At 75.1% G+C, this 15,993-nt stretch carries 15 protein-coding genes; 4 read left to right on the top strand and 11 right to left on the bottom strand.

The genetic code is table 11. From position 1 onward, the window contains the following. Positions 1-81 precede the first annotated feature (81 nt). A complete protein-coding gene (locus KYT88_RS08010; protein ID WP_043587022.1) occupies positions 82-1,575 on the bottom strand; it encodes an anthranilate synthase component I family protein in 1,494 nt (497 codons plus the stop codon). Positions 1,576-1,628: 53 nt separating this feature from the next. Here KYT88_RS08010 and KYT88_RS08005 point away from each other — a divergent pair, with 53 nt between their 5' ends. Next, complete coding sequence (locus KYT88_RS08005) at positions 1,629-2,447, top strand: aminotransferase class IV (RefSeq protein WP_043587024.1); 819 nt, start codon at positions 1,629-1,631, stop codon at positions 2,445-2,447. Positions 2,448-2,474: 27 nt separating this feature from the next. Here the strand turns inward: KYT88_RS08005 and cydC are convergent, their stop codons facing one another. Genes cydC through KYT88_RS07985 form a run of 4 tightly spaced genes read right to left on the bottom strand, consistent with a single transcriptional unit; the run spans position 2,475 to position 8,338 of the window. Next, entirely contained in the window at positions 2,475-4,145 is a 1,671-nt protein-coding gene (gene cydC, locus KYT88_RS08000) for a thiol reductant ABC exporter subunit CydC (protein ID WP_043587026.1), read from the bottom strand. After that, positions 4,142-5,914, bottom strand: a complete 1,773-nt coding sequence (gene cydD, locus KYT88_RS07995) for a thiol reductant ABC exporter subunit CydD (protein WP_043587029.1) — start codon at positions 5,912-5,914, stop codon at positions 4,142-4,144. Before cydD ends, cydC begins: the two co-directional genes overlap by 4 nt. Before the next feature lie 7 nt (positions 5,915-5,921). Then, positions 5,922-6,926 (bottom strand): cytochrome d ubiquinol oxidase subunit II, encoded by a 1,005-nt coding sequence (gene cydB / locus KYT88_RS07990; protein ID WP_043587031.1) that lies wholly within the window; start codon positions 6,924-6,926, stop codon positions 5,922-5,924. Further along, on the bottom strand, positions 6,926-8,338 hold the full coding sequence (locus KYT88_RS07985; protein ID WP_043587033.1) for a cytochrome ubiquinol oxidase subunit I: 1,413 nt from the start codon (positions 8,336-8,338) through the stop codon (positions 6,926-6,928). Before KYT88_RS07985 ends, cydB begins: the two co-directional genes overlap by 1 nt. A gap of 378 nt (positions 8,339-8,716) precedes the next feature. Between KYT88_RS07985 and KYT88_RS07980 the strand changes: the two genes are divergently transcribed. Beyond that, positions 8,717-9,160: a hypothetical protein gene (locus KYT88_RS07980; RefSeq protein ID WP_043587036.1), complete on the top strand. Its 444-nt coding sequence runs from the start codon at positions 8,717-8,719 to the stop codon at positions 9,158-9,160. Between the two features lie 293 nt (positions 9,161-9,453). Here the strand turns inward: KYT88_RS07980 and KYT88_RS07975 are convergent, their stop codons facing one another. After that, positions 9,454-9,981 (bottom strand): GNAT family N-acetyltransferase, encoded by a 528-nt coding sequence (locus KYT88_RS07975; RefSeq protein ID WP_043587038.1) that lies wholly within the window; start codon positions 9,979-9,981, stop codon positions 9,454-9,456. A gap of 56 nt (positions 9,982-10,037) precedes the next feature. Between KYT88_RS07975 and KYT88_RS07970 the strand changes: the two genes are divergently transcribed. After that, positions 10,038-10,508, top strand: a complete 471-nt coding sequence (locus tag KYT88_RS07970; protein ID WP_043587040.1) for a GNAT family N-acetyltransferase — start codon at positions 10,038-10,040, stop codon at positions 10,506-10,508. Continuing rightward, positions 10,505-11,350 (top strand): UbiA family prenyltransferase, encoded by an 846-nt coding sequence (locus KYT88_RS07965; RefSeq protein WP_043587042.1) that lies wholly within the window; start codon positions 10,505-10,507, stop codon positions 11,348-11,350. Before KYT88_RS07970 ends, KYT88_RS07965 begins: the two co-directional genes overlap by 4 nt. Here KYT88_RS07965 and KYT88_RS07960 read toward each other — a convergent pair. The 5 genes from KYT88_RS07960 to KYT88_RS07940 all read right to left on the bottom strand — a co-directional run bounded on the left by KYT88_RS07960 (position 11,343) and on the right by KYT88_RS07940 (position 15,992). After that, a complete protein-coding gene (locus KYT88_RS07960; protein WP_043587044.1) occupies positions 11,343-12,533 on the bottom strand; it encodes an FAD-dependent oxidoreductase in 1,191 nt (396 codons plus the stop codon). The two genes, KYT88_RS07965 and KYT88_RS07960, sit on opposite strands and share 8 nt — an antisense overlap. Then, positions 12,530-13,252 carry a class I SAM-dependent methyltransferase gene (locus tag KYT88_RS07955; RefSeq protein WP_043587046.1) on the bottom strand — a complete coding sequence of 241 codons (723 nt, stop codon included), beginning with the start codon at positions 13,250-13,252 and terminating at the stop codon, positions 12,530-12,532. The genes KYT88_RS07960 and KYT88_RS07955 overlap by 4 nt, the downstream gene beginning before the upstream one ends. After that, positions 13,252-14,472 (bottom strand): type III polyketide synthase, encoded by a 1,221-nt coding sequence (locus KYT88_RS07950; RefSeq protein WP_043587896.1) that lies wholly within the window; start codon positions 14,470-14,472, stop codon positions 13,252-13,254. The genes KYT88_RS07955 and KYT88_RS07950 overlap by 1 nt, the downstream gene beginning before the upstream one ends. Beyond that, a complete protein-coding gene (locus KYT88_RS07945) occupies positions 14,469-14,918 on the bottom strand; it encodes a DUF3618 domain-containing protein (RefSeq protein ID WP_237583836.1) in 450 nt (149 codons plus the stop codon). The genes KYT88_RS07950 and KYT88_RS07945 overlap by 4 nt, the downstream gene beginning before the upstream one ends. 144 nt (positions 14,919-15,062) lie before the next feature. Beyond that, positions 15,063-15,992 (bottom strand): ABC transporter substrate-binding protein, encoded by a 930-nt coding sequence (locus KYT88_RS07940; RefSeq protein WP_043587048.1) that lies wholly within the window; start codon positions 15,990-15,992, stop codon positions 15,063-15,065. Between the last annotated feature and the right edge of the window lies 1 nt (position 15,993).

Raw genomic sequence — 15,993 nt, 5'->3', positions numbered from 1 at the left:
TGCGGGGGTCGCGGCCGTGAAGGCCTCGACAAGACTAGTGAACGCGCGCGACCCCTCCCGAACCGGTGGGAGGGGCGCGGATCAGGCCGGCTCCGGCGCCCTGGGGAGGGGCGGACGCGACGCGCTCTCGGCGTCGTCTCCGTCGTCTCCGGGCGGCGGCACGCGTCCGGCGCGGACGGCGGCGAGCAGCGGCGCGGCCTTCACGCGCACCTCCTCGAGCTCCTCCTCGGGGACGGACAGCGCCGTGATCCCGCCGCCGGCGCCGACCGTCGCGCGGCCGTCCGTGACGACGACCGAGCGGATCACCATGGCGAGGTCGACGCGCCCGTCATCGCCGAACCAGCCGAACGCGCCCGCGTACACGCCGCGAGGGCCGCCCTCGAGCGACTGGAGGATGCCCACGGCCGCGGACTTCGGGGCGCCCGTCATGGATCCCGCCGGGAACAGCGCCCGCACCGCGTCGACCGCCGAGACGCCCGGGGCGAGCTCGCCCTCGACGCGGCTCACGAGCTGGTGCACCTGCGCGTAGGCCTCGACGGCGAACAGGCTCGTGACGCGCACGGATCCGAGCACGCACACGCGGCTGAGGTCGTTGCGCATGAGGTCGACGATCATGACGTTCTCGGCGCGCTCCTTCTCGCTCGCCAGGAGCTCGGCGCGCGCCCGGGCGTCGGCGGCGGGATCCGCGTGGCGGGGCCGCGTCCCCTTGATGGGCAGGGTGCGGAGCGTGCCGCCCGCGTCGACCTCGACGAAGCGCTCCGGCGATGCGCTGACGAGCACCGTGCCGCCCGCGCGGAGGAACGCGCCGTGGTGCGTGGGGCTGAGCGCACGCAGCGCCAGGTGCACGCGGACGGGGTCGACGTGGCCCGCGACGACCGCGGTGTTCGTGAGGCACAGCTGGTACGCGTCGCCGCGGCGGATGGACTCCTGGCAGGAGCGGATGAGGTCGAGGTAGGCGGGATCGTCGTGCCGCCAGACGGGTGGCGCGTCGGCGTCGTCCTCCGGGGCGCGCGCGACGGGTCGGGCGCCGGGCGGGTCCGTGCGGGCCAGCTCCTGCTCGACGGCGCGCGGCCACGGATCGCCCGCTCGTGCGACGGCCCACACCTCGCCCGCGGCGTGGTCGAAGGCGAGGAGGCGGTCGACGCGGAGGACGGCGGCCGGGACGGGGGCCGTGGCGTCCGCTGGCGTGCTCGGCGGCGCGTGGTGGAGCGGGACGGTCTCGGTCCACGCGTCGTGCGGGATCCAGCCGACGAGGCCCAGCCGGAATGCGAGGCCGTCCGGCAGCGCGTCCGCGTCGGATGTGACGGGCGCGGCGGATCTGCCGGGCGCCACCGCGGGCGACGCCGCGGGCAGCAGCTCCGCGAGCCCCGCGAACACGCCCCGCGGCCAGGCCGTCACGGTGTCGGCGGACGCCGCGAGGTAGCTCCATCCCTCCCCCGCCGAGTCGTCGAGCCAGGCGACGTCGCCGGCGGACTCCGCGGCGAAGAGCGCCAGGAACACCGCCTCCGGGTCGTGCCAGCGGCCCAGGCGGCGGCCGACGACCTCCGCGGCGGCGCACGCGTCGCCCTCGTGCATGCTCGGCCTCCCGGTGTCGTGAGCGCACCCGGCGGCCGCCTAGCCTCAAGGGTATGAGTTCCGAGACGATCCTCCGGTGGACCGCGGCGGGCTGGGCGACGGGGTCCGCGGATCCCGCCGGTGGAGGGGCCGAGGAGGCGCGACCGGCCGGGCAGCGGGTGCTCGCGGCCGACTCGTTCCTCGTCGAGGAGGGCCGCGTGCTCGCGCTCGACGTCCATCGCCAGCGCTTCCTCGCGTCGCTGCGCCTGCAGTCCGCGGCCGTGCCGGATCCCGCCGCCTTCCTCGACGCCGCGGTCGACGCGCTGCCCCGCGACGGCGCGTGGTTCCCGCGCGTGGAGGCGCTCCGCGGGCCCGATGGCGACGTGGCACGGCTCCTCGTGCGACCGGCGCCCGAACGCACGGCGTCGGTGGTGCTGCGCGACCACGACGGCCCGGATCCGCGCACGATGCCGCAAGTCAAGGGACCCGATCTGCACGCCCTCGGCGCCCTGCGCAGCCGCGCCTCCCGATACGGAGCGGGCGAGGCCGTGATCCTCGCGGACGACGGCACCATCGTGGAGGGCGCGTACAGCGCGATCCTGTGGTGGCACGGCGACGCCCTCGCGGTCGTCGAGGGCGGCGTTCCGCGGATCCCGAGCGTCACCGAGCGCAGCATCGTCGCGCTGGCCACGGCCCTCGGCGTCGACGTGCTGCACGAGCGCGCACGGCCGGCCGACCTCGACGGGCGCGAGGTGTGGGCCGTCAGCGCGCTGCACGGGATCCGCCTGGTGCGCGGCTGGATCGACGGCCCGGCCACCGCGGCCGAGCCCGGCCGTGCCCGTGCGTGGCGCACGCGGCTGGACGCGCTGCGGCGGGAGCTGCCCGGGGGCTGACGCGCGACTCGCGCCCGCCCGTCCGGATCACGACGCGGGAAGCAGCTCGACCGTCCGGTTCACGAGATCGCCCGGCACATCCGTGTGCGTGAGCAGCAGCACGCCGCGTCCACTGTCGCGCGCGGCCGTCAGCACGTCGCGCAGCACGGCGTGGGCGCGCTCGGCGTCGACGTCGGCCGTCGGCTCGTCGAGAACGAGCACCGGGAAGTCCGCGAGGAGCGCCCGCGCCAGGGCGATGCGCTGCGCCTGGCCGCCCGAGACGAGGCCGCCGCGGTCGCCGACGCGCGCGTCGAGCCCGCCCCGCTCGGCCGTCCACCCCGCGAGGCCCACCCGTGCGAGCACGCCGACGAGCTCGTCGTCGGTCGCGCCATCGCGCGCGAAGAGCAGGTTCTGCCGGATGCTCGCGTCGAAGAGGTGCGGGGCCTGCTCGCAGAGGCCGACGATCCGCCGCACGGCGGACGGGGCCATCGACCGCGCGTCCCGGCCGTCCAGCTCGTAGGCGCCGCGCGACTCGAGGAACCGGGCGAGGGCTTCCGCGAGCGACGACTTGCCGGATCCGCTCGGGCCGCGCACGACGACCGTCTCCCCCGGCCGCACCACGAGCGACACCGGGGCGAGGGCGTCGTGATCCGCTCCCGGCCAGCGCGTGACCAGGTCGCGGACCTCGAGCGTCGTGCCCGCGGTCGGCGCGTCGGCGTGCGCGGTCCCCGCGTCGGCGTCGTCGGGCTCCCGCGGGATCTCGTCGGGCACCGTCCCCGGCACGACGCCCGCCACGCGTTCGGCGCTCGTGCGCACGCGCCGCCACGCCTGCACCGCGAGCGGCACGGCCGTGGCCTGCTCGACCAGCGCGAGCGGCACCAGCGCGGCCAGCGCGAGCCAGGCGGGATCCAGCGTCCCGGACGCGAGGCCCGGCACGCCCTGCAGGACGGTCCAGCCGGCGACGGCGCCCGTGCCGGCGAGCACGACGCCCGTGGTGACGCCCGCCGCCGCCGCGCTGCGCAGCTCCGCGCGCCGGAGGTCGGCCGCGGCCCCGTCGATCGCGGCGAGGCGGTCGTCCACCGCCCCGAACGCGGTCAGCACGTCGAGGCCGCCGACGAGGTCGAGCACGAGGTCATGCAACCGGGCGCGCAGCGGCGCGATGCGCGTCTCGGCGCGCCCCGCGAGCGCCGTGGTCGCGCCGATCCCGACCGCGAGCGAGACCGCGAGCACGACGGCGAGCGCGATCCCGGCGGCCGGCAGCACCGCCCCCACGACCGCGACGCTCGCCACCTGGACGAGCACGGACACCGCGAGCGGCTGCATGACGCGCAGCGGGAGGTCCTGGAGCCGGTCGACGTCGCCCACGAGCCGGGTGAGGAGGTCGCCCCGGCGCGTGTCGCGGAGCCCGGCGGGCGCGAACGGCAGGAGCCGCTCGAAGACGCCCACGCGCAGCGTCGACAGCGCGCGGAAGGCCGCGTCGTGGCTGGTGATGCGCTCCAGGTAGCGGAAGGCGGCGCGGCCGAGCGCGAACGCCCTGACCCCGACGATCGCCATGCCGAGGAACAGGATGGGCGGCTGCTCGGACGCGCGCGTGATGAGCCAGGCGGAGGTCGCGAGGAGCGCGACCGCGCCGACGGCGCTCGCGAGCCCTGCGAGGAGGCCGGGCAGGGCGCGGCGCGCGGGCGGCTGCGCGAGCCGGAGGACGTCGTCGCGGTTCACGGCGCCACCTGCGCGCGCCAGGCGGGCTCCGGGACTATGCGTGCGTGCGTCGCGGCGGCGGGCACGCGCGTGCCGAGGGCGTCCGGGGTCCCGTCTGAGGCGGATCCCCCGCCCAGCCGCAGCTCGGCGTCGGCCGACCGCACCAGGGTGCCGCGGTGCGTGACGACCACGACCGCGCGGCCCTGGTCGGCGAGCGCGCGGATCCCCGCGGCGAGCCGCTCCTCGGACGCCGCGTCGAGCGCGGAGCTCGGCTCGTCGAGGAGCACGAGCGGGCAGTCGAGGGCGAGCGCGCGGTGCACGGCGCGCGCGACGGCGACCCGCTGCGCCTGCCCGCCGGACAGCCCCTGCCCGCCGACGCCGAGCTCCAGGTCCGGGTCGATGCCGTCGGCCGCCGCGAGCGCGAGCGCGCGTCGGACGAGCGCGTCGTGCGCATCCGCCACGCCGAGCGCCACGTTCGCGCGCACCGTGCCCGCCATGAGCCCGGGCCGCTGCCCCGCCCAGGCGATCTCGGTCGGCAGCGGCGGGCGCGGCGCGGAGGCGGCGATCTCGCCGACCCAGCCGATGGTGCCCTCGACGGGCAGCTGCCCCAGGATCGCCTGCAGGAGGGACGACTTGCCGACGCCGCTCGGCCCGGTCACCGCCGTGACGCGTCCCCGGGGGAAGGTGGCGGAGAGCCCGGCCAGCACGGGACGTTCGTCGCGCGTGACGGCCAGGTCGCGGATCACGAGGGCGTCGCCCGCGGCACCCCGCGCAGCCGCGGCCGCAGCGCCAGCGGCCGCTCCGGCACGCGGGACCGCCCGCGCCGCCCGCCCGGCCCGCTCGTCCTCGAGGATCCCGAGCACGTCGTCCGCGGCCGCGACCCCCTCGGCCGCGGCGTGGAACTGCACGCCCACCTGCCGGATGGGCAGGAACGCCTCGGGCGCGAGCAGCAGCACGAAGAGCCCGACCTCGAGGTCGAGCTGGCCGCCGATGAGGCGCACCCCCACCGACACCGCCACGAGCGCGACCGACAGCGACGCCGCGAGCTCCAGCACGAAGCCGGACAGGAACGAGATCCGGAGGACGCGCATGGTCTCGATGCGGTACTCCTCCGTCACCCGGCGGATGCGGGCGGTCTGCCGGCGCGCGCGCCCGAAGACCAGGAGCGTCGACAGCCCGTCGACCACGTCGAGGAAGCCCGACGCCAGCTCCGTGAGGCGCGACCACTGCCGCCGCTGGACCTCCTGCGTCGCCCAGCCGACGAGCACCATGAACACCGGGATCACGGGCAGCGTCGCGAGGACGGTCACGCCCGTGAGCGGGTCGGCCAGGAAGAGCACCGCCACGACGATCGGCGTCGCGAGGGCGGTGAGGATCAGCTGCGGCACGTAGCGCGCGAAGTACGGGTCGAGCGCGTCGAGTCCCGGCCCGACGATGGTCGCGAGGCGCCCGCGGCTGCGGCCGGCCGTCCACGCGGGCCCCAGGTCGGCGATCGCCCGGAGCGCCCGGCGGCGCAGCTCCGCGGTGACACGAGCGGCACCGCGCGCGCCCACCACGTCGAGGAGCCACGCGGAGGCTCCGCGGACGACGGCGGATCCGACCACGAGCGCGAGCACCGGCCCGAGCTCCGACGCGGCCGCGCCGCCGATCGCCCGCACGACGAGCTGCGTGAGCGACCAGCAGAAGGCGACGAGCGCCACGGTCTGCACGACGCCGCCGACGGCGCCGACGGCCAGCATCGCCCGGGCCGACGCGGAGTGCCGCAGCAGCCGCGGATCCAGGGGCTTCACGGCGCGCCTAGTGCGCGGCCCGGGCGATCACGGCGCGCGTGATGCGCTTCCGGAACACCCAGTACGTCCACGCCTGGTAGGCGAGGATCAGCGGAAGCGCGAACCCGGCGGCCCACGTCATGATCGTGAGCGTGTACGGCGACGACGACGCGTTCTCGAGCGTCAGCCCGAACGCGGGATCGTTCGACGCCGGCATAACGAACGGGTGCAGCGCCGTGAAGAGGCTGGCGACCGCGAGCGCGATGGTCGCCGCGAGCAGCCCGAAGGCCCACCGCTCCCGACCCCGCACGTTCGCGAGGTACGACCCGACGAGGGCCACGGCCGCGAGCGCGGACACGAGCCCCGACAGCGCCGACCCGTGCGCGAGCGTCGTCCAGACCAGGAAGGTCGCCGCGATCGCGATCGTCACCGCGCCGACGCGCATCGAGAGCAGGCGGGCGCGCGCCCGGATCGGCCCGTCGGTCTTGAGCGCGGCGAACTGCAGCCCGTTGACGAGGAACAGCGAGAGCGTCGTGAGCCCGCCGAGGAGCGCGTACGGGTTCAGCAGGTCGAGCGTGGATCCCGTGTAGTCGTGGTGCCGGTCCATCGGCACGCCGCGCACCACGTTCGCGAACACGACGCCCCAGAGGAACGACGGCACCACGGATCCGACCACGATCATCGCGTCGAACCACCCGCGCCACCTGTCCGACGCCCCCTGGTGCCGGAACTCGAACGAGACGCCGCGGAGGATGAGCGTGATGAGGATGGCGACGAGCAGCAGGTAGAAGCCGCTGAACATGGTCGCGTACCACTCGGGGAACGCCGCGAAGAGCGCGGCCCCCGCGACGATGAGCCACGTCTCGTTGAGGTCCCAGACCGGCCCGATGGTGTTGATGAGCACGCGGCGGTCGGTGTCGTCCTTCGCGAGGAACGGCAGGCTCATCCCCACGCCGAAGTCGAAGCCGTCGAGCACGAAGTAGCCGACGAAGAGGAAGGCGATGACGCCGAACCAGATGGTGGGCAGGTCCATCAGTACACGCTCGCTTCCCGCACGACCTCGCCCGTGACGGGATCCGGCTCCCGCTCGGCCTCCGGACCCTTCTGGGCCGCCTTCAGGATCAGGCGGAACTCGACCACGGCGAGCGACCCGTAGACGACCGTGAAGGCGACGAGCGAGAGGAGCACCTGGATCCCCGTGACGTTCGGCGACACCGCGGACGAGGTCTGCAGCAGGCTGAACACGATCCACGGCTGGCGGCCCATCTCCGTGAAGATCCAGCCGACCGTCATCGCGAGCAGCGGCAGCGGGGCGGCCCAGATGGCGACCTTCCACATCCACGGCTTCGTGATGCGGCGGCCCCGGCGCGTGAACCAGAGGCCCGCGACCGCGACGCCGATGGCCGCCATGCCGAAGCCCATCATCCAGCGGAACGCCCAGTAGGTGACCCAGATGGTGGGCGTGTAGTCGCCGGGGCCGTAGCTCGCGACGTACTGCGCCTGCAGGTCGTTGATGCCCTGGACCGTGCCGTCGAGCGTGTGCGTGGAGAGGAACGACAGCAGGTACGGGATCCGGATGGAGAACAGCTCGCTCGACCCGTCGGGCGTGCCCCAGGTGAAGAGCGAGAACGACGCGGCGGCGCCGGACGACGTGTCGTAGTGCGCCTCGGCCGCGGCCATCTTCATCGGCTGCGTCTGCACCATCGCGAGGCCGAGCTGGTCGCCGGAGAGGATGGTGAGCGCGCCGGAGACGACCATGAACCACATGCCGAACCTGAGCGCCGGCATCATCGTCTCGAGGTGCTGGTTGCGGGACAGGTGCCAGGCGGCGACCGAGATGATCACGGCGGCCGCGCACATGAAGGCCGCGAAGATCGTGTGCGGGAACGCGGCGAGGGCGACCTTGTTGGTGAGGAGCGCCCAGATGTCGGTGAGCTCGGCTCGTCCCCGGGCCTCGTCGATGCGGTACCCGACCGGGTTCTGCATGAACGCGTTGGCCGCGAGGATGAAGTACGCCGACAGGATCGACGCGACCGACAGCACCCAGATGGACGCGAGGTGCAGCCTCTTCGGGAGCTTGTCCCAGCCGAAGATCCACACGCCGATGAAGGACGCCTCGAGGAAGAACGCCAGCAGGCCCTCGAGCGCGAGCGGGGCGCCGAACACGTCGCCCACGAAGCGGGAGTACTCGGACCAGTTCATGCCGAACTGGAACTCCTGCACGATGCCGGTGACGGTGCCCATCGCGAAGTTGATGAGGAAGATCTTCCCGAAGAACCGCGTGAGCCGCAGGTAGTGCTGCTTCCCCGTGCGCACCCAGGCCGTCTGGTAGAGCGCGCAGACGAACGCCATCCCGATCGTGAGCGGCACGAAGAGGAAGTGGTAGACGGTGGTGAGGCCGAACTGCCAGCGGGAGAGCAGGAGCGGGTCGAGGAGGTCGTTCACTCGGGGCGACCGCTCTGGCGGTGGCCGGGTGCGGGATGGTCTGCGGGAACGGGGTGCGGTGTCATGGCGACCGGATGCGCTTCCTGTGGATGGCGGATCGTGCGGGGTGAGGCTCCATCGCGACCCCTTGATTCTACGACTTGTAGACGATCGGCGCGAGCCCTGTGCGCGGATCCCGGCCGCGTCGCGTTGGCCGGCCGGCGGCGCGCGCGACACCCGTCGTTCACCCGGCCGGGCGAGTGTCGGACCACGCATCCGGATCGGCGTCGACCCGGTGCGCCCACGCGCGGGCCGGCATCGGCTCCGCGCCCGCCGTCGGCACACGGATCCGGCACCGCACCCACCCGCACCGCGCACGTCGACCGAAGGGCCGCCGCCATGACCTCACCCGCTCCCGCATCGCCGGCATCCGACCGCACCACCGGATCCACGACGACTTCCGCCGCCGGCGCTCCCGCATCCACCTACGTCGCCCTCCTCGTGGCCGACGGCGCGCACCTCACGGGGCGGGTCGCCGAGGCGGCCGACCTCCTCGGGGCCGGCGCGCCCGCGGCGCGCTACGACGCGCGCACCGCGTCCGCCGAGGACGCGCTCGTCGTCGCCCTGGCGCTCGTGGCGGGCGGGCTCGACGTCCGCGACGCCGCCCAGCACGCCGTCGACGGGGATCCCGCGCCCGTCATCCAGGCGCTGCACTCGCTGGCCGGTCGCGGCGGCGTGGAGCCGTACCTCCTCCGCAACGGCCTGACGGTCGACCACTTCCACGCGCTCCGCGACGCCGTGGTCGCCGTCGGCGGACGCGAGCTCGACGAGTCCCAGGACTGACGCCGGCCGTCCGGCGGCCTCGGTCCGACCGCGCCCCTCTTTCTGGGGCCACGCACCGGTGTCCGCATAAATGAGGACCCGGCTAGAGTCGTCCATGAGCGCACGGCCCTTACCCCCCCTTGGGTCGGGTGCTCGAAACCCGACGAGCACGTCCGTCCACCCCCCCCCGGATCGGACGGCTCCCGGACCACGGAGATCGCCCGTCCCCCGAAGGACCGTGATCCCCGGAGAGGCCCGGCACCCGTGGCGTTCCCGCGCACCGTGCCGGGCCTCTCGACCGTCCGGCCTCCGGGTCAGCCCGCCTGGCCCGTGGCCTCGGCCGCTCCGTCGTCGACCAGCGGCAGGTGCAGGATCGAGAGGTCCAGCGGGCGCCCGAACTTCCACCCGATCCCGGGCAGCAGCCCCACCTGCCGGAAGCCGAGCCGCTCGTGCAGGCGGATGGATCCCCGGTTGCCGGCCTCGATGTCCGCGAACACGGCGCGCTTCCCGGCCGCTCGCGCGTGCTCGATGACCGCCTCCACCAGCGCGCGGCCGATGCCCTGCCCCTGGAACCCGTCGCGCACGTAGACCGAGTCCTCCACCGAGAAGCGGTAGCCGGACAGGCGCCGCCAGGGCCCGTAGGTGCCGTAGCCCGCGAACGCCCCGTCGACCTCGGCGACGAGGATCGGGTCGCCCGCCTCCGTCGTCTCCCGGAACCACGCCTCGCGCTCGGCGCGGTCGACCGGCTCCTCGGTCCAGAGGGCGGTGCCGGTGAGGATCGCGTGGTTGCGGATCTCCAGCAGGTCGTCGATGTCACGGGGCTCGGCGGGGCGGATCCTCATCCCGGAAGGGTAGCGGAGCGGTCCGGCGCCGGCGGCCGGTGCGGCAGGATCGACGCATGGACTGCACCTTCTCGCGGGTCGACTGGGACGACGTCGACGCGACCCTCCTCCGCGCCGCCCAGCGCGCCGAGCTCGACCTCCGCTACGGCGGCGACACGGAGCCCGGCACCAAGCCGACGGCCGCCGACATGGCTGTGTTCCTCGTGGCGCGCGATCCGGACGGGAGGGCCGTCGGCTGCGGCGGGATCCGCCTGCTCGGCGACCGTGGAGACGGGATCCCGTGGGCGGAGCTCAAGCGCATGTACGTGGTGCCCGCCGCGCGCGGGACGGGCGTCGCGACGGCGCTCCTGCGCGCCCTGGAGGAGACGGCCCGCGAGCTCGGCGTGGTCGACCTCGTTCTCGAGACAGGACCCGAGCAACCCGACGCGATGCGGTTCTACGCCCGCGAGGGCTGGACGGAGATCCCCCGCTTCGGCGCATACGCCGACTCCGAGGGCTCCCGCTGCTACGGGCTGACGCTCGCGTGATCCGCCGGCTCCGGCTCCTCGCGCTCTCCTCGCACCCGGGGCCGACGGCCACCGTCACGGTGCTGGCGGCCGTGCTCGCCGTCGCGCTCGGCTACGGGGCCGGGCGCGTGGTCGCGGTGGCGCTGGCGGTGCTCCTCGGGCAGCTGTCCATCGGGCTCTCCAACGACTGGATCGACGCCGAGCGCGACCGCAGCGTAGCGAGGGCGGACAAGCCCGTCGCGCGCGGCGAGGTCACCGTCGGCCTGGTCCGGGTGGCCGCCCTCGTCACGGCGGCGGCATGCGGCGTGGCGTCGGCCGCGCTCGGACCGGCGTTCCTCCTCGCGCACGGCGTGCTCGTGGGCGCGGGCTGGGCGTACAACGCCGGGCTCAAGCGCACTGCCGTGAGCGTCCTCCCCTTCGTCGTGGCCTTCGGGATCCTGCCGACGGTGGTCGCCCTCGGCGGCGCGGATCCGGTGCCCGCGGCCGCGTGGGCGATGGCGACCGGCGCGGTGCTGGGCGTCTCCATCCACTTCACCAACGTGCTGCCCGACCTCGAGGACGACGCCCGCACCGGTGTGCGCGGCCTGCCGCACCGGCTCGGGCGCGTGCCGTCGGGCCTCGTCGCGTTCGGGGCGCTCGCGCTCGGGGCGGTCGTCGTCGCCGTCGGCCCGGTGCTCGCGGATCCGGCGCACGCGGTCACCCCGCTCGCGGTCGCCGGGCTCGTCGTCACATCGGGCATCGCCGCCTGGGGCGCCGTGCGCGTCGTCACGCGGCCGCCGGGACGTCTGCTGTTCCAGCTGATCATGGCGGCGTCGCTGCTGCTCGTGGCGCAGATCGCGCTGAACGCGACCCGCCTCACCTGACCCGCGCGCCCGCGTCCCGTCCCATGGCGTAGACGGAGGCGAGCCCGGCTGCGGCGGGCGAGGCGAGCACCGCGCGCAGCCCCGCGTCGCGGACCAGTCGCGTGAGCCCGCGAACGGGACGCCCGAGCGCCGTGTTGATCTCCGACTGCACGGCCGCGCGGCGCGCGCTCGCGAGCCGGTCGCGCTCCCAGCGGGCGAGGCGCACGGGATCCGGGACGCCCCGGCGCGCCCGGACCGCGTCCACGAGGATCGGCGCGAGGGCGTCCGCGTCGAGCCAGCCGAGGTTCATCCCCTGCCCGCCGATGGGGCTGATCTCGTGGGCCGCGTCGCCGATCAGCACGCCGCGCCCGGCGACCATGCGGTGCGCGAGGCGACGGCGCACGCCGAAGCCGCTCACGGGATCCAGCTCCTCGGCCGACACGACGTGCCCGGTGCGCTCCCGCACCGCGCGGGCGAGGAGCGTCGCCTGATCCCCGTCGACCTCCCCTGCGCGGAGACCCACGACGAAGCGCCGCAGCCCGCCGGGTAGCGGGAAGGACTCGACGACGCCGTCCGGGTGCAGGGTGATGACGGCGTCGTCGCCGCCGTCGGTGCGGTCGGGCGCATCGCCCATGAGGAACCGGTCGGGCAGGGGGCGCTCGTCGACGCCGATCCCGAGGAGCCCGCGGACCCTGCCGCGCGTCCCGTCCGCGCCGACGACGAGGGACGCGGCGACCTCGACGGGCGCGCCGTCGGCGTCCCGCCCGGTCGCGCGGACGACGCCGCCCGGCAGGTCGACGGGATCCGCGTCGAGCCCGGTGAGCGTCACGCCGCGGCGGAGCGCGTCAGGTGCGAGGCCAGCCAGACGGGCCGAGAGGATCGCCTCCGTGCGCCACTGCGGCAGCGCCGCGACGTACGGGTGCGAGTCCGAGACCCCCGCGAACGAGACGCGGCCGAGCTCCCCGCCTGGGCCCATCGCGATGCCCGTCCGGACGAGGATCGCCTCGGCGACCATCTCGTCCGCGACGCCGAGCCGGTCGAACGCGTCGAGCGACGGCGCGTGGATCCCGATCGCGCGCGACAGCAGGGCGGGCGCCGGCCGCGCCTCCCACACGTGCACGTCCAGGCCCGCCTGCGCGAGGAGCGCGGCGAGGTGTATCCCGACGGGTCCGCCGCCCACGACCAGCGCGTCGACGCGGGTCATCGGCCCGGACGCTCGACGGGGTCCGCGCGGCCCGTGGACGGGTCGCGGACGACGAGCACGCGGAACGGCACGGCGCCCTCGACGCGCCAGCCGGCCGGTACCCGGAGGGCGAGCTCCACGGGCGTCCAGCTGCGGCGGATCGACCGGAGCCCGTCGACGTGCACGAACGAGCCGCGCGCGACGAGCCGGGACGCGGGCCCGTAGAGGGCGTACGCCAGGCGCCCGCGCGCGATGTCGCTGTGGATCGCGCGCGGGGCGAGCGCGGCCGAGTCGGCGAGGAGGGCGTCGAACGCGGCGTCGTCGAGGTGGTGGAGCACGTGGTTGCTCGTCACGAGGTCGAAGCGGCGGCCCGCGGCGACGAGGTCCCCGCTCGACGCGGGGAGGAACGCGACGTCCGGGTCGCGGGGCCGGGCGCCCGCGAAGGCGGCGGCGCGTGGATCCGGGTCGATGCCCGTGACGCGCAGCCGCAGCCCGTCGCGCCGAGCCCACCGCGCGAGGGCGAGCGGGACGTCGCCGCCGCCCGAGCCGATGTCGAGGAGCGTCGTCCCCCGCTCCGCGGACAGCAGCGGGCGGATCCGCGACCGGTAGACCCCGCGCCAGCCCGCGACCGCGCGGTTCACGATGCCGAACCGCGCGTAGGTGCGGTCGAGCGCGACGGGGTCGCAGTCCGGGTCGTCCATGAGCTCGGTGAGCCGGAGGTCGCGGCGGGAGAGGTCCATCAGGCGGTCCGGCGCGTCATGAGCGCGGTCTCGACCGTGAGGCCGGGACCGAACGCCATGGCGCACACCCGCCCCGCGCCCGGCCCGGACGCCGCCGTCGGTGCGGCCTCCGCGACGTCGGGCCGGCCGGGCACGTCGGCTGGCGGCGTCCGGTGCAGGATCCGCCGGAGCACGAACAGCACCGTCGCGCTCGACATGTTGCCGACCTCCGCGAGCGTCGACCGCGAGGCCTCGAGCTGGGCGGGCGCGAGCGCGAGCCGGCCCTCGACCCGGTCGAGGATGCTGCGGCCGCCCGGGTGGATGGCCCAGTCCTCGATCTCCGCGGGGGCGACGCCCTCGAGCGCCGGGACCTGCGCCCACAGCGGCTCGAGGGCGCCCGTGATGTGCTCGTCGATGATCCTCGGCACGTAGCTCGACAGGACCATGTCGAAGCCCTGGTCGCCGATGGTCCACGCCATGTCGTCCTCGCCCACGGGCGTGAGGACGGTCTCGAACGCGTCGAGGTCGAGCACGGTGGATCCGGCGGGCGCGGGCCGCGCGGTGACGACCGCGGCCGCCGCGCCGTCCCCGAAGACGGACGAGGCGACGATCGTGTCGGCGTCGTTGGACGAGTGCAGGTGCAGCGAGCAGAGCTCCACGCACACGACGAGGACGACGGCGTCCGGGTCGGCGGCGCAGAACTGGGCGGCCATTCTGAGCGCGGGGAACGCGCCGTAGCAGCCCATGAAGCCGAGGTGGAAGCGCTGGGTGGACGCGCCGAGGCCGAGGCCGCGCACGACCTGGTAGTCGGGTCCGGGCGCGTAGAACCCCGTGCAGGAGACGGTGACGACGTGCGTCACGTCGGAGGCCTCGATCCCGGCCGCCTCCGCGACCGCCTGCCGCGCCGCGTCGAGCAGCAGGGCGGGGGCCTCGCGGATGTACGTGTCGTTGCGCGCACCGGTGCCGGGCGTGAGGATCAGCCCGCTCGCCCGGTCGTAGAACACCGGATCGCCGTCGCCGGCCTCGATGCCCGCGTCGGCGCCCGCCATGCCCGGCGCGGTGCCGAGCTCGCGGATCACCGTGTGCCGCGTGCGGATCCCGGACGCCCCGAAGGCCGCGGACACGAGCCGCGTGCCGAGCCGCCCGAGCTCCGGCTGGCTCCCGAAGAGGTCCCGGACGCCGTCCTGCGCGAGGACGGTCGGCGGCAGGGCCGTGGCGATCGACCGGATGGCGGCGATCAGCGTCGGCCGCCGGAGACGACGGCCGCGCCCACCGCGAGCACGACGGCGACGGCGCCCGCGCCGATCGACGCCGCGACCGCCGGGTCCTTCTTCGCGAACGCGCGCGTGCGGCGCGAGATGTCCCGTCCGGTGGTGCGGACGCGCGTCGTGACGTCGTCGCGGATCGCGCGGGCCCGCCCCGCGGCGTCGGCCTTCAGCTCGGACGCCCGGGCCGGCACGTCGAGCGCGGTCTCGAGCTCGCGGACGGTGCGCGCGAGCTGGTCGCGGCCCGCCTGGATGTCGCGCTTCAGCTCCTCGGGGCTGCGCTTGGGCGCGGGCGGGATGTTCGCGCCCTCGCCCTGCGGCGCCGACTCGGCCACCGTCTTGTGCTTGCGGACCTCGCGGGCCACCGTCGTCACGGCGCCCAGGACGCTGACCTCGCCGGTCGGGGACTTCTTCTTGGCCATGCGCGGGCTCCTGCCATCGGGGAAGTACATGCGGTGGATCCATCATGCTCCGTCGTGCCCACGCGGGCACCCACGGCGCGAGGGGCCGGCGCTCGCGCGTCGACCCCTCGCGGGTGCCGGGCGTCGCCGCCCGGCAGGCGCCTCCTAGAAGAGGGCCTTCTCCTTCAGCCAGTCGGCGGCGATCGCGGCCGGCTCGGCCTTCTCGTCGCCCTGGTTGCGGCGGTTCATCGCGGTGAGGTCCTCGGTGGTCAGCGCGGCCGACACCTTGTCGAGGATCGCGGTGACGTCGGGGTTCATCTTCGCGGTGTTCACCAGCGGCACGACGTTCTGCGCCTTGATGAGGTTCTCCGGGTCGGTGAGCGTGACGAAGTCGTTGTCGAGGATCGACGGCGTGGTCGAGTAGATGTTCGCCATGTCGACCTGGCCGTCGAGGAGCGCCTTGACGGTGTTCGGGCCGCCCTGGTCCTCGATGGTGACGAGGCTGGCGTCGATGCCGTACGTGGCCGTCAGCCCGGGGATCCCGTACTCGCGCTCGCCCAGGACCGCGCCGCCGCCCACGCGGACGGTCTTGCCCTTGAGGTCGGAGAGGCTCGTGACGCCGTTGGTCTCCGAGTACTCCTTCGTGACGTTGTACGAGTCCTTGTCCTCGGCGGGCGACTCGTCGAGCACCTCGAACCCGTCCGGCAGAGCGGCGCCGAGAGCGGCGAACACGTCGTCGCTGGAGGTGGCGGTCGAGTCGGCGTCGTACGCCGCGAGCAGGTTGCCCGTGTACTCGGGGATGAGGTCGATGGACCCCTCCTCGAGCGCCTTGAGGTAGACCTCGCGCTCGCCGATCTGCAGGTTGCGCGTGACCTTCACGTCGTTGGCCTCGAGCGCCTGCGCGTAGACCTCCGCGAGGATGACGTTCTCGCCGAACGCGGCCGAGCCGACGGAGATCGTGTCGGTGGGGGCTGCCGATGCGGGCTGGCCGCCGGTGGGATCGGTGGGGTCGCCGGACGCGCAGCCGGCGAGGGCCATCGCGGTGCCGACCGCGACGGTGCCGAGGAGGACCCGGCGGGAGATGCTGAGGGACATT

Source organism: Clavibacter sp. A6099 (assembly GCF_021919125.1).
GTDB lineage: Bacteria > Actinomycetota > Actinomycetes > Actinomycetales > Microbacteriaceae > Clavibacter > Clavibacter seminis.
The sequence above is the reverse complement of the archived record's forward strand: the minus strand, read 5'-3'. Positions and strand labels throughout refer to the sequence as shown.

Excerpts from the sequence above, each read along its gene's own strand:
- KYT88_RS08005 (WP_043587024.1), top strand. The coding sequence starts at position 1,629 with ATGAGTTCCGAGACGATCCTCCGGTGGACCGCGGCGGGCTGGGCGACG.
- KYT88_RS07975 (WP_043587038.1), bottom strand. The coding sequence starts at position 9,981 with ATGAGGATCCGCCCCGCCGAGCCCCGTGACATCGACGACCTGCTGGAG.
- KYT88_RS07980 (WP_043587036.1), top strand. The coding sequence starts at position 8,717 with ATGACCTCACCCGCTCCCGCATCGCCGGCATCCGACCGCACCACCGGA.
- KYT88_RS07960 (WP_043587044.1), bottom strand. The coding sequence starts at position 12,533 with ATGACCCGCGTCGACGCGCTGGTCGTGGGCGGCGGACCCGTCGGGATA.
- KYT88_RS07955 (WP_043587046.1), bottom strand. The coding sequence starts at position 13,252 with ATGGACCTCTCCCGCCGCGACCTCCGGCTCACCGAGCTCATGGACGAC.
- KYT88_RS07940 (WP_043587048.1), bottom strand. The coding sequence starts at position 15,992 with ATGTCCCTCAGCATCTCCCGCCGGGTCCTCCTCGGCACCGTCGCGGTC.
- KYT88_RS07970 (WP_043587040.1), top strand. The coding sequence starts at position 10,038 with ATGGACTGCACCTTCTCGCGGGTCGACTGGGACGACGTCGACGCGACC.
- KYT88_RS08010 (WP_043587022.1), bottom strand. The coding sequence starts at position 1,575 with ATGCACGAGGGCGACGCGTGCGCCGCCGCGGAGGTCGTCGGCCGCCGC.
- cydB (WP_043587031.1), bottom strand. The coding sequence starts at position 6,926 with ATGGACCTGCCCACCATCTGGTTCGGCGTCATCGCCTTCCTCTTCGTC.
- KYT88_RS07945 (WP_237583836.1), bottom strand. The coding sequence starts at position 14,918 with ATGGCCAAGAAGAAGTCCCCGACCGGCGAGGTCAGCGTCCTGGGCGCC.